Origin of the sequence: Vibrio sp. RM-41-2B, from assembly GCF_024744415.1 — a bacterium.
In the GTDB taxonomy this organism is placed as follows: Bacteria; Pseudomonadota; Gammaproteobacteria; order Enterobacterales; family Vibrionaceae; genus Vibrio; species Vibrio diabolicus.
The window spans coordinates 133,092-146,092 of record NZ_JAMQWD010000056.1; the positions used below are offsets into that span (position 1 = coordinate 133,092).

General features: G+C 43.8%; 15 protein-coding genes. 7 read left to right on the forward strand and 8 right to left on the reverse strand.

Translation table 11 applies throughout. The features are described 5' to 3' along the window. Nucleotides 1-32: 32 nt before the first annotated feature. From yfcE to NB463_RS23555, 6 genes are all read right to left on the reverse strand, one after another. On the reverse strand, nt 33-578 hold the full coding sequence (yfcE, locus tag NB463_RS23530) for a phosphodiesterase (protein WP_258430318.1): 546 nt from the start codon (nt 576-578) through the stop codon (nt 33-35). Nucleotides 579-642: 64 nt separating this feature from the next. After that, complete coding sequence (locus NB463_RS23535; protein WP_258430319.1) at nt 643-852, reverse strand: hypothetical protein; 210 nt, start codon at nt 850-852, stop codon at nt 643-645. Nucleotides 853-1,001: 149 nt separating this feature from the next. After that, nucleotides 1,002-1,409 carry a CBS domain-containing protein gene (locus tag NB463_RS23540; RefSeq protein WP_005393075.1) on the reverse strand — a complete coding sequence of 136 codons (408 nt, stop codon included), beginning with the start codon at nt 1,407-1,409 and terminating at the stop codon, nt 1,002-1,004. Beyond that, nucleotides 1,406-1,756, reverse strand: coding sequence for a P-II family nitrogen regulator (locus NB463_RS23545; protein ID WP_005393077.1), 351 nt, complete (start codon nt 1,754-1,756; stop codon nt 1,406-1,408). Before NB463_RS23545 ends, NB463_RS23540 begins: the two co-directional genes overlap by 4 nt. Continuing rightward, nucleotides 1,746-2,537 (reverse strand): DUF1538 domain-containing protein, encoded by a 792-nt coding sequence (locus tag NB463_RS23550; RefSeq protein WP_046874269.1) that lies wholly within the window; start codon nt 2,535-2,537, stop codon nt 1,746-1,748. The genes NB463_RS23545 and NB463_RS23550 overlap by 11 nt, the downstream gene beginning before the upstream one ends. After that, complete coding sequence (locus NB463_RS23555; protein WP_046874270.1) at nt 2,534-3,268, reverse strand: DUF1538 domain-containing protein; 735 nt, start codon at nt 3,266-3,268, stop codon at nt 2,534-2,536. The genes NB463_RS23550 and NB463_RS23555 overlap by 4 nt, the downstream gene beginning before the upstream one ends. Nucleotides 3,269-3,520: 252 nt before the next feature. Here NB463_RS23555 and NB463_RS23560 point away from each other — a divergent pair, with 252 nt between their 5' ends. The 7 genes from NB463_RS23560 (at nt 3,521) to NB463_RS23590 (ending at nt 8,977) form a co-directional block, all read left to right on the forward strand. Then, a complete protein-coding gene (locus NB463_RS23560; protein WP_065645456.1) occupies nt 3,521-4,435 on the forward strand; it encodes a TIGR01777 family oxidoreductase in 915 nt (304 codons plus the stop codon). 40 nt (nt 4,436-4,475) lie between these two features. After that, nucleotides 4,476-5,303 carry an SDR family oxidoreductase gene (locus tag NB463_RS23565; protein WP_047009542.1) on the forward strand — a complete coding sequence of 276 codons (828 nt, stop codon included), beginning with the start codon at nt 4,476-4,478 and terminating at the stop codon, nt 5,301-5,303. A 479-nt stretch (nt 5,304-5,782) separates the two neighbouring features. Beyond that, nucleotides 5,783-6,637, forward strand: coding sequence for a co-chaperone YbbN (locus NB463_RS23570; RefSeq protein ID WP_048626123.1), 855 nt, complete (start codon nt 5,783-5,785; stop codon nt 6,635-6,637). Nucleotides 6,638-6,792: 155 nt separating this feature from the next. Further along, nucleotides 6,793-7,710, forward strand: coding sequence for an SPFH domain-containing protein (locus NB463_RS23575; protein ID WP_005393087.1), 918 nt, complete (start codon nt 6,793-6,795; stop codon nt 7,708-7,710). 3 nt (nt 7,711-7,713) lie between these two features. Continuing rightward, complete coding sequence (locus NB463_RS23580) at nt 7,714-8,175, forward strand: NfeD family protein (RefSeq protein ID WP_053807089.1); 462 nt, start codon at nt 7,714-7,716, stop codon at nt 8,173-8,175. A gap of 325 nt (nt 8,176-8,500) precedes the next feature. Further along, nucleotides 8,501-8,680: a hypothetical protein gene (locus tag NB463_RS23585; protein WP_074191004.1), complete on the forward strand. Its 180-nt coding sequence runs from the start codon at nt 8,501-8,503 to the stop codon at nt 8,678-8,680. 114 nt (nt 8,681-8,794) lie between these two features. Next, a complete protein-coding gene (locus NB463_RS23590; RefSeq protein ID WP_109168626.1) occupies nt 8,795-8,977 on the forward strand; it encodes a hypothetical protein in 183 nt (60 codons plus the stop codon). Nucleotides 8,978-9,019: 42 nt separating this feature from the next. Here NB463_RS23590 and NB463_RS23595 read toward each other — a convergent pair whose 3' ends face one another. Together NB463_RS23595 and ligA are read right to left on the reverse strand one after the other, a co-directional pair. Next, nucleotides 9,020-10,429 (reverse strand): OprD family porin, encoded by a 1,410-nt coding sequence (locus NB463_RS23595; protein ID WP_258430324.1) that lies wholly within the window; start codon nt 10,427-10,429, stop codon nt 9,020-9,022. Between the two features lie 511 nt (nt 10,430-10,940). Beyond that, nucleotides 10,941-12,953, reverse strand: a complete 2,013-nt coding sequence (gene ligA / locus NB463_RS23600) for an NAD-dependent DNA ligase LigA (protein ID WP_041852978.1) — start codon at nt 12,951-12,953, stop codon at nt 10,941-10,943. Between the last annotated feature and the right edge of the window lie 48 nt (nt 12,954-13,001).

A 13,001-nucleotide genomic window follows, 5' to 3' on the forward strand; every position in this document is an offset into this window, starting at 1 on the left:
TCGCTCCCTATTTTTTTTACTTAGTAAAACCGTTAAATCATGGTTTGTGCTAATACTTCGCCTTCTGGCGTTTTTACCGTTAGCGTATTGTCTTCTAAAGTACCAAAGCTTCTTGGTAAACCATTACGTGGAAATGTCATCGAGCCTGGGTTAAAAATAATGGCCCCATCTTGCATCTCTGCGACAGGAACATGCGTATGACCGTGGGCGATGATATCACCTTCACGCAGTGGCGGCCGTTTTTCAGAGTTGTACAAGTGACCATGAGTCAAAAAGATTCTCTTGCCAGATTCAAGTAGCACCCACGAGTAATCCATCATCATTGGAAACTTCAATAGCATTTGGTCTACTTCACTATCGCAGTTACCACGCACAGAAATAATTTGGTCACTGTATTGGTTCAATAGCTCCACCACCTGCGGTGGGTTGTAACCTTCTGGAATCGGGTTTCTTGGCCCGTGGTTTAGCGTATCCCCCAACAAAATCAGGTGCTCCGCACCAGAGGCTAAAAATAGCTCAATAGTTTCTTTAGTTGCTGGCAAAGAGCCATGCAGATCTGAGGCAAAAAATAGTTTCACGACATCGTCTCCTCACAAAGTACGAGGTCATTCTACGGCATTTTTATGACAGCTCAACCAACGACTACTGATAGCGCAATGATTCAATGACCATAGGCAAAATATAGAACCATGCTGCATACGCTGTTCCAACCAACACCAGTGTCCAAAACACCATCGACATAAATTTTGATTTGGCTAGATGGTGCAGCGGATCGGGCTCTCCGCATCCTGGACATGCGTGAGCGCGCTTTGAGATTTGTTTCTCACACACAGGGCAAGAGACTAAAGGCATGATACAAATTCCTCGACAATAGACTTAGGGCGCAAAGAATAATGGTGAATTAACACATATGCAACCTAACATATATTAAATATTTTAGTTCTTTGTAACAGTCGCTGACTTGAGAAAAAATGCGTTGATTTTTCATTTATATCAACCTATTACACTTCTTCTCGCACCATGCCATTGATGACAATATTGTTATAACTCACCATGCCAATGACCTCCCCATCTTCAATGACCGGAGCTCGGCTAATGCCAAATCGTTCAAATAGGCGCGCACAATATTTCACATTCATATCAGGGTCGACACACAAAGCGGGCTTGGTCATGATCTCATAAATATTCGTGCGCTGTGGAGAGCGATTATTCGCCAGCACCTTTTTGGCGATATCATTCATCAAGACGATGCCATATTCATCGTTGTCATCTCGCTTTTTCACCACCAGCGCTTTTACTTGGTATTTTTTAGCCAACGTTATGCCTTCATAAACTGTCATTAGCCCATCAACCATGACATAAGTAGCCGCCATTACATCTCGAACTCTAATTATCGTTTGACTGCTCATAACTCATCCTCGACCACTTTGGTCAACGTCTCTACTTGATGCGCGACACCGACTGCATCCTCAATATCGATCTGAATAGCAATGCCCTGCCCCGACTCTCTGTCGAACTCACCAACTTCATTGATGGTTTCTAATATGTGTCGAGAAAGGTGCTCCTCAACGACAAACAGCAGCACATCTTTTTGTACTTCCAGCGTTAAGCCAAAAAACGTTCGCTTTTGATTTAAACCTTGTCCACGAGCGTTATTAATCACCGTCGCACCAGTCGCGCCAGCTTCGCGAGCAGCGTCCAGTACCTTGTCTGTTTTGCTGTCTTCAACAAACGCAAGTATCAATTTAAAGCGCATTTTCTTCGTCCTCCGAGACATCTTTATTCAGCCATTGGGTTATTTGCGCATAGCCCATCACAGAGATCATAGGAAACAGACTGGCAAAAGCGATCAAGCCAAAACCATCAATCATTGGGTTTCTTCCTGGGACGGTAGAAGCAAGCCCCAGCCCTAGTGCGGTTACAAGCGGAACAGTGACAGTAGAAGTCGTGACGCCTCCAGAATCGTAGGCGAGTGGAACAATAAGCTTTGGCGCATAAAACGTTTGAATCACAACCACGATATAACCCGCAATGATGTAATAGTGGATAGGGTCACCGACAACAATCCGATAGCTCCCTAGCGCGATGCCAATGGCCACCCCAAATGCAACAGCCACGCGTAAGCCGTTAATACTGATACTGCCACCAGAAACTTGGTTTGCTTTTATCGCTACCGCGATTAGAGAAGGCTCAGCAATCGTGGTACTAAAACCGATAAAAAAGGCGAAGGTATACACCCAATAGTAGTCGACCCACACTAAGGCTTTTCCCACAGAGACTTTAAACTCTTGTAAAAATTCCGGCGCCGTCAGTTGCACGGCCATGGTCTCTCCGAGCGGAAACAGAGCCATTTCTAATCCGAGCAAAAAAAGAGCGAGCCCAAGAATCACATAAACAAACCCAAGCAAAACCTTCTTAAGGTTGTTAACTGGACGCCTTAACACCGCTAACTGAAAACCAAAAATAATGCTGGCGATGGGAATGACATCTCGAACGGTCGATAATAAAGTGTCTAGGAAATGTTCAATTGAAATCATGTTACGACCATTCCGTAAACCATCACAAACATCATCGGTAGCAGCGAGGCAAAAGCGATCAAACCAAAACCATCCACCATGGGGTTGCGCCCTTTAATCGCCGATGCTAAACCAACCCCTAGTGCAGTGACCAAAGGCACGGTGATAGTCGAAGTCGTCACACCTCCAGAATCATAAGCAACGCCAATAATGGCTTCCGGTGCAAACCACGTCAGGACTACAACGCCGACGTAGCCGCCGATGATCATGTAATGAATTGGCCACCCTTTTAAGATGCGCAGAACGCCAATAACGATGGCGATCCCCACAGAAAGTGCCACCGTTACTCGTAGCCCTTGTCCATAATCCTGCATGGATTGCTCTGAGTTTGTGATCATCCCGCCTTCTGCCGCAACTTCTGATGCTTCTTCTGCTACGGCCGTTAATGCAGGCTCGGCGATCGTGGTGCCAAAGCCTAGACAAAACGCAAAAACTAACAACCAGAATACGCTGCCTTTTTTTGCAAAGGCTTGAGCCATACTCTCTCCGATAGGAAAAAGACCAAGCTCTAGACCAAAAATAAAAAACGTTAACCCTAAAACCACAAGCAATAAGCCAAAAAGAATGGAGATGAGATTAGGAAGTGGCTCTTGCAAAACAACTAATTGAAAAAAAGTGATAACAACAACGATGGGTAGCAGATCGCGAGCACTATTAAGGAGCGCTCGAAAAAGAGCAACAAATGCTTCCATACCTATCCTCCTTGATGGTGCAAACTGATTACGCTTGTTCCGGTAGCGATGTTTCTAGTCTGGCATAGATTTAGTTCTCCTACCGTGAACGAATTAGCGCCATGCATAACATTTAGTTACATTTTTTCAATATGTGAAGTCAGTAGCCTCGCTACAGGCTTGCCACTATCCTAGAAATAATAGTCGTGAGATGATCAAGCTCAGCACAAAACGACTATAATGTTCTAATACGTGTACATTCAAAGAGATAACATGAAGATATTACTCACAGGTGGCACTGGGTTTATTGGTTCGGAGTTGCTCAAGCTGCTATCCACTCACCAAGTTATGCTACTTACACGCTCTCCAGAGCATGCAAAACAACGCCTCCAACACGCTGATTTGGGTAATATCGAATACCTTAACTCGCTTGAGTCATTCGCCGATCTCAATCACATTGATGCCATAATTAATCTTGCGGGTGAGCCTATCGCAGATAAAAGATGGACCAGTGAGCAGAAAGAAAAAATCTGCAAAAGTCGCTGGAAAATTACCGAACAAATCGTTGAGCTGATCCACGCCAGCACAGAACCTCCCGCTGTTTTTATTAGTGGCTCGGCCGTTGGTTACTATGGCGATCAACAAGACCACCCGTTTGATGAGTGCCTGCATGTTAACAGTGAAGACTTTCCTCACGAGGTTTGTGCAAAGTGGGAGCAAATAGCCAAACGCGCAGAGTCTGAACAAACACGTGTTTGTCTATTGCGAACTGGCGTGGTGCTCGGCCTTAATGGCGGTGCGTTGGCGAAAATGCTCTTACCTTACAAACTTGGCGTAGGCGGCCCGCTCGGGAACGGTAACCAGTACATGCCTTGGATTCACATTCTGGATATGGTCCGCGCCATCATGTACTTGCTTGAAACACCACATGCCCACGGTGCGTTCAATATGTGCGCACCTCACCCTGTGACTAACCGTATCTTTAGCGGCACGTTGGCAAAAACGCTCAAACGACCACATATCTTGTTCACGCCTAAATGGGCAATGGAACTCCTAATGGGTGAATCTTCCTGCTTATTGTTCGATAGCATGAGAGCAAAACCCAAAAAGCTCACCGAACTTGGCTTCAAATTTAGCTACTCCAGAATAGAGCCAGCACTCAAGCACTTGCTTCATGACCGGAGCTGATGAATGATGACCTCATTCAATGTTTCTTGAGGCTTAATTTATGAAAAAGTCGATTCTTATTACGGGTTGCTCAACCGGTATCGGTTACGTGTGCGCTCACGCCCTGCAAAACGAGGGATTTCATGTCATAGCATCTTGTAGGAAAGAGCAAGATGTCCAACGTCTAATTAATGAAGGGCTAACCTGCATCAAGCTAGACCTAAACAGCCCTGAAAGTATTTCTTCGGGCGTGAAGCAAGCATTAGAGCTAGCAGAGGGTAAGCTTTATGCCGTGTTCAATAATGGTGCCTATGGCCAGCCCGGTGCATTGGAAGACTTGCCCACCGAGGCTCTTCAAGCTCAATTTCAGACCAACTTTTTTGGTTGGCACCAGTTAGTCAGAGAAGTGCTTCCTCACATGCGCATACAAGGCGAAGGACGGATAATACAAAACAGTTCTGTTCTTGGCTTTGCTGCAATGAAATACCGCGGCGCCTACAATGCGTCAAAGTTTGCCCTAGAAGGCTGGACTGACACACTACGGCTAGAGCTTGCGGATACGAATATCAAAGTGGCATTGATAGAACCTGGGCCTATCGAAACTCAATTTAGAAACAATGCATTAAAAGCCTTCGAGAAGTGGATTGATATTGAATCCAGCCCTCACCGCCTCGCCTATGAAGGACAAAGAGAGCGACTCAACAAAGACAAATCTAATAATCGATTTGTTTTACCTGCAGAGTCCTGCGTCGCACCTGTTCTTCATGCATTAACTAGCGCTTCACCTAAAATTCGCTATCGAATTACTACGCCGACTAAATTATTCGCAATCTTGAAAAGGTTATTACCAACCCGTGTGCTTGATAAAATTTTGCGACAAGCTGCATAAAAAAGTTTTGTCACAATGTAATTTCATCGTAACAATGTGATGTCATTATGAGCATGTAGGTTAAAAAAACCTCAAGCAAACGAATCAATTTCTACGCAATTCAGTGAGCACTATTCAACCTAAAGTGAATGAGTTGCTTAGATTTGGTATCGCCACCCATTACGTTTTGTAGCAATGTTTTTACTACTGCGAGGCAACAATGACATTAAATCAGCTTAACTGGCTTAGTGTGGGTGTAGTGTTGACCATGTTCATCCTATTTTGATACCGCACTAACAAATAGCATTAGAACTGCGCTGCTTCGGCAGCGTTTTCTTTTTGCCTTACACCTATTCAGCAGTAACACCATTCTCTTACCGCATCCTTTCACAAAATAGAATGATTCATTATTGATGACGATTAGCAACCATCGCTTGAATTTCCCTTAAATCAACTCCATATCTATTATCAACGACAAGACACAAAGCAAGGATACTCTGATGCAATCCCCATTTATCGTTGAGATAACAGAACAGAACTTTCGCGAAACTCTTGAAGGATCAATGAACACGCCCGTTCTGATCCACTTTTGGGCCAATGCTCAACCAGAAAGCGCACAGATACTCCCTGAGTTGCAATCTCTTGCTCAACAGTACAACGGTGCATTTACGCTTGCTTTATTAAATTGTGAAGATCAGCCGGCTTTAGCGTCTCAATTTGGTGTGCAAGTATTGCCAACTATCGCGCTGTTTATAAATGGTCAAGCCGTCGATGGATTGGGTGGCCCTCAGCCAATTGATGCCATTGCAACCATGCTACAAAAGCATTTGCCAAGCCCAGATGAACAGCTATTAAAGCAAGTCAGTGAACTTCTTCAGCAAGGTGAACATGCTCAGGCTTTAAGCATCATCCACACTTTGCCGCCAGAACTGCAAGAGCGTGGCGATGTGAAACTCGCGATGGCTGATTGTTTATTAGAAACCAAACAATTTGATGTAGCCCAAGAGCTACTGAACGCTATCCCTCTTGAGTATCAAGATAACTACTACAAGAGTCTAATAGCCAAGCTCGAGCTGCATTTGCAGGCTGCAGATAGCCCTGAGTTACAACGACTAGAACAAGCATACGCAGCAGACATGGCAAACTTCGAACTCGCTTGTGAATTGGCGGTACAGTACAACCAGGTGGGTCGTGATGAAGAAGCGCTGGAACTGCTGTGGAATATTCTTAAAAAAGACTTGGGCGCCCAAGACGGTGAAGTGAAGAAGACTTTTATGGATATTCTCAGCGCGCTAGGTCAAGGCAACGCATTAGCAAGCAAATATCGCCGTCAGCTGTATTCGATTCTGTACTAACTCGCTGAAAAGCGAAACTTCAACTAAAGGCCGGATATTCCGGCCTTTGTTATATAAAAAACCAATAACCTCTTAAGGTTCTCAGAACTTCAATTGTCTATTGTCTATAAATAGGTAAAAATGAATCGGACATTATGCACTTAAGGGAATAACTCATGCCAATTGATTCACTGATTACCATCGGTATTTTCGTCGTTCTTGCTGTAGTTATCTTATCTTCAGCCATTAAGACGGTGCCACAAGGAAATAACTGGACAGTCGAACGCTTCGGACGCTACACCCATACGCTAAAACCCGGCTTAAACTTGATCATCCCATTTGTTGATAAGATAGGGCAAAAAGTCAACATGATGGAGCGCGTTCTTGATATTCCAGCGCAAGAAGTTATTTCAAAAGACAACGCTAACGTGGTTATTGATGCCGTCGGATTTGTTCAAGTCATCGATGCTGCCAAAGCGGCTTATGAAGTCAACGATTTGGAACATGCCATTAGAAATTTAACTCTCACCAATATCCGTACCGTTTTAGGCTCAATGGAGTTGGACGAAATGCTGAGCCAGCGTGACATGATCAACTCCAAGCTGCTGGCAATTGTTGACCAAGCCACCAACCCGTGGGGTGTAAAAGTCACGCGAATTGAAATAAAAGATGTCCAGCCACCATCCGATCTAACGGCGGCGATGAATGCTCAAATGAAAGCCGAGCGAAATAAACGAGCGGAGATTCTTGAAGCAGAAGGGGTACGCCAAGCTGAAATTTTAAAGGCTGAAGGTCATAAGCAATCGGAGATATTAAAAGCTGAGGGCGAAAAGCAGTCTGCTATTCTCCATGCTGAAGCTCGTGAACGCGCCGCGCAAGCAGAAGCAAAAGCGACTTATATGGTTTCTGAAGCGATTGCCAAAGGCGATATGCAAGCCGTCAATTACTTCATTGCTCAAGGCTATACCGAAGCGATCAAAAGCATTGGTCAAGCCGAAAACGGCAAAATCATTATGCTTCCATTAGAAGCGACCGGACTAATGGGCTCGGTTGCAGGGATAGCAGAGATGTTTAAACAACAAGATAAAGAATAACTTATGGACTTTTTCAGTTTGCTGGAAGGTATCTCTTTCTGGCATTGGCTAGCCTTCGGTTTTGCACTTCTAGCGGTAGAGCTACTTGGGACTGCGGGATATTTTCTCTGGCTCGGAGTTTCTGCACTTATCGTTGGGGCACTAATGACCGTTTTGCCAATGAGCTGGCAATTACAATGGCTTTGCTTTGCAAGTTTCAGCTTAATCACCACTTGGTTATGGTGGCGACGACAATGGTCTCAAGACAAGAAAGAAGACCAAGAAAGAGATCTGAACCAAAAGTATAAGCAGTTAATCGGACGCACACTTACCATTGAAGAGGACTTTTCTGTTGGGCTCAATCGTATCAAGGTTGCCGATACCACGTGGTCGGCGCAGTCGGATCAAGCACTTCCAGCAGGAACGCGCGTTAAAATAAAAGATATCGATGGTATTATTTTAATCATTGAGCCTGATTCTAAGTAATTTATGCCAAAGTAATGGGGCATAACTATGCTCCATTACTTTAATCTAAACAACCGCTTTCATTTCATTGATTTAATTAAAATCGAACAAAAAATAAGTAGCAGAAATATTATTAATATCCTACCCTCTTCTTCCAATTATTTAATTCTTCATCATACGATAATCAATAAGATAGAAATATATCGATAAAAATTATCTTCCTAAATTTATTTTAAAAAATAAAACTTTATTGAATTATTTTTTGATCTTTTTGCCCCCCCATACATACTTAACGCATAAGCATTTAAGTTGAATGCTTTTTATTTGGTAAGTAAGAGGATGTACTATGAAGAAACTTCTCTTTTTAATGTTATGCGGTATCTTTTCTTTTTCTTCCTTTGCCTACACCAACGGAAATGGTGGTACAACTAATTTAGGACCGATAGTCGAATGTAAATTGCCCAGTGGTGATGTCACTAATATTCCAAGTGAAATGTGTCGATTTAGAGGCGGGGAATGGAACTAATATAGAAGTCAGTAGTTAGTTCAATATTAAGAAACTATTGATACCTTACTTTTCAGTAAAGTCATTATTTATCCAAGCAAGTAGATATTCAATGTCTACATTAAGGTGATGATTATGAAATTTTTAGCTGGTCTATTGTTAGCATGTTTTGCCCTAGCTCCATTAACTACTCATGCTAATGGTGCTTCAGGTGGTCGTACGCTAGCCCCAGAGATAAAGTGTGAGTTACCAAACGGTAACGTGCATATGTTACCGCCGTTATATTGCAAAATATATGATGGTCGAGAAGTAAAATAAAAAAAGGAGCCTAGCGGCTCCTTTTTATCATCTCACTAAGTATTAGTGGAAGCTGTAAGGGATAAGAACTTGTAGACGTAGGTCTGTTTCATCCGCATCACCAGCACCAGTGTACTCATCACGCTCTAGGATTGTACCGTGTAGACGGATCGTAGAACCTTTCAGTGCACCACTCTGTAGAGAGTAAGATACTGTCGCGTTAACTGCGTATTCACTTTCGTAATCCCAGTCACCTGATGCACCGCTTGCTGCAGAATCAGCACCAGTACCGTAACCAAAGCCTAGGTAGTAGTTCCAGCCGTTACCTTGGTTGTAAGATAGACGGTTGTACCACGCTAGCTCACCCGCTTTGTTCCAGTCAGACAGTGCATCCCACCACTGAGACCAAGTACCGTTGTTCATACCGTAAGTATGAATTGTACGTGGAACGAAGTCAGCACGGTTGTCTGTGTCTGTGTAGCGTAGCTCAGACATCCAAGCTAGCTTGCCGAAAGATTGATTCAAAGATAGACCAGTGTGGAAACCTAGACCATCGTATTTCACATCATCGTCAACACCGTAGAAATCAAATGCTAGAGTTGTACGGTCACTCACAGTGTACTTCAAGTAAGCCTTGTAAGAAGTGTTGTCAGTTTCGTTGTGGTAGCTAGTTACTTGACCTGCACCCCAGTCGATACCATTTGCATATTGAACGCCAGTAGCTTGACCCAAACCAAGTTGCATAAACAAGCTGTCAGTTAGGTTACCGTTTAGGCCTAGAGAGTGTAGGTAGCTCCATGACGTGTCAGACCAAAGCGCTGGCGCGTAGTCATCTTCGTGAAGTAGCCAAGGTGCTGTAAATTGGTCTGCACCAAAGTAGCTTAGGTTGAAATCACCTAGTTTAGCGTTCAGTTCGAAACCACGGTAAGTACCAGGTACGAAACTCCAAACGTTACCAATAGTACCGTTACCACCCGCTTGTAGCATACCAAAGCGCGCGTTGAAGCTTTCGTTTGCTTTGAACTTCAGTGCTGCTTTGTAAACTTTAAGCTGTTGACCATCACCTGCACCCCAGTCTAGGTTGTTACAAGTTGAAATTTCATTACATAGGTAGCCTTCGTTTGAATTGTAAAGGCTATCGTTGTAAAGGTCGCCAGAATAGTAAGCCGCAACATCTGCACCAACCCAACCATCGTGGTAGCCAGAAGTAAAGTCTAAAATTGCGTTGTAAGAAGAGTAGTTTAGACGACTCCAACGGTCACCGTTTTCACCGCCAGGCTTACCTGTTGTACGAGTACGAGAACGAGTATCAACTAGAAATAATGCATTAAGACTAGAGTCTTGCATAAATTCGTTCACTTTCTCTACGTACTCGCCACCTGCTGCACTTTCAGTAGACGCTGTAGCTGGAGCAACAGCAACAACACCAAACATTGCTGCGGTTAACGCTGAAACCTTAAAAAATTTGTCCATGGAAAAACTCCTAAAAATGGATATAGCTGTATTTTTCTATCTCACCTTTAGTTGGCCGCCGAAGGAGAGAAGTAAATTCCTGATCAAACCTCATTATTTCTAATTTGGCTTTTTTTTAGTTCCTGCATACACACCGTGTATCCACGTGATTAAGACTAACTTCGCAGCTAAAAACATCCAAACGGAACTTATTTTTTTTCTAAAAAAATATGAGCCAGTCCAAAGTTCCATATAAGTTGTTGATCCAGATCTTACTTTTAACAACACCAACACAAAAAGACAGTTAAACATTGAATATCAATAACTTAAACCACACCCTAGAATTCCAACTTGAAGTCACTCGCAGACTAAAGAAGTAAAAAACCTTAATAATTCAATGGGAGATCTTGATCACTGAAAAGATAAAAAGCACAAATAACTCAATCAAAAAGCACTTAATTATGAGCAAGAAAAAGCCCCACATGCTTACCATGTGGGGCTTTTAGTTATTTTTTAGCTTTTTTGATAAGACTTAATTCATCAACTCGAGTAAGTCTTGTTCTGTTTTGATCTCGATACCCAGTTCTTGTGCCTTTGCCAACTTCGAGCCTGCATTTTCACCAGCAAACAAAATATCTGTTTTCTTAGAAACACTACCTGTCACTTTTGCACCTAGTGATTGAAGGGCTTCTTTAGCCTCTGTGCGACCTAATTGAGAAAGTGTTCCTGTCAATACAACTGTCTTACCTTCTAACGGTAGCTCTCCTACCTGCTCAGTCGTATTAATCTCTGGCCAGTGGATCCCTTGTTCAAGCAAATCTTTAACCACTGCTTGGTTCTGCTCTTCACTGAAGAAAGTCGTAATATGTTGAGCAACCACAGCACCGATGTCTTGCACTTCAATTAACTGCTCTTCGTTAGCATTTTGGATGGCTTCCAACGTTTTAAAGTGCATTGCTAGGTTTGCGGCGGTTGCCTCGCCAACTTCACGAATCCCAAGCGAATACAAAAAGCGAGGTAACGTTGTTTCTTTGGATTTTTCTAACGCATTCACAATATTCTGCGCAGACTTTGGCCCCATGCGATCTAATACCGTTAAAATCCCCGCAGATAACTTAAATAAGTCAGCAGGGGTTTTTACCATCTCACGATCAACAAGTTGCTCGATCACTTTATCGCCTAGACCGTCAACGTCTAACGCTTTACGAGACACAAAGTGTTTTAGCGCTTGTTTACGTTGGGCTTGGCAAACTAAGCCACCCGTGCAACGTGTTACCGCCTCTCCTTCGATCCGCTCAACATGCGAGCCACAAACCGGACACTGAGTTGGAAAAATAATATCTCGCGCTGTTTCTGGTCGACGCTCTTTGATGACAGAAACGACTTGAGGAATAACGTCACCCGCTCTACGAATCACAACGTGATCACCGATCTTAACTTGCAGACGTTCTATCTCATCTGCGTTATGAAGCGTCGCATTACTTACCGTTACCCCGCCAACAAATACAGGCTCTAGTTTAGCAACAGGTGTAATCGCACCAGTACGACCGACTTGGAATTCCACCTCATTCAACGTCGTCATTTCTTCCTGAGCCGGGAATTTGTAGGCAATCGCCCAACGTGGAGCGCGAGCAACAAATCCAAGACGCTCTTGCACGGCAATATCGTCAATTTTAATGACGACACCATCGATCTCATAAGGAAGGGCATCACGACGCTGCAAGATATCTTGGTAGTAAGCTTTTACATCAGCCAAGCTTTCAACTCGCTTGGTCTCCGGGCACATTGGTAATCCCCAAGATTTAATTTGCAAGAAGCGTTCGTAGTGACTTGCCGCCAATTCAGCGCCTTGCACCACGCCCACACTGTATGCATAGAAGCTAAGCGGACGAGAAGCCGTAATGCGTGAATCCAATTGTCGTAAGCTACCAGCCGCAGCGTTACGTGGGTTGACAAAGATTTTCTCGCCTTTCTTCCTTGCTAATTCATTGAGCTTTTCAAACCCAGCTTTCGGCATAAAGACTTCACCACGAACTTCAAGACGATTTGGCCAGTCATTACCTCTGAGTTTTAAAGGAATGGCTTTAATCGTGCGAACATTCTCTGTGATGTTCTCGCCGGTAGTGCCATCACCTCGTGTTGCCGCCTGCACTAACACTCCGTTCTCATACAGTAAACTAACTGCGAGTCCATCCAGTTTCGGCTCACAACAGTATTCTTTCACACTCTGACTGCCCACCCGCTCTTGTGCTCGCTTATGGAAACTATCAAGTTCGCTGTCATCAAACGCATTATCAAGCGAAAGCATCGGTACTTCATGTGTCACTTGGCTAAACGCAGAGAGAGGTTGTCCACCGACTCGTTGACTTGGTGAATCTACGGTAATTAAATCAGGGTTCTCAGCTTCAATATCCAGGAGCTCTCGCATTAAGCGGTCGTACTCGGCATCAGGGATCTCTGGGTTATCTTCCACGTAGTAACGCACAGCGTGGTAATGCAACGACTCTTTTAGTTCTTCTAATCGCTGAAGTACTGATTCAGACATAGTAAAGCCCCGTGTATTTTCAATCGGTGAGGTTGGGAAATCCAAGAA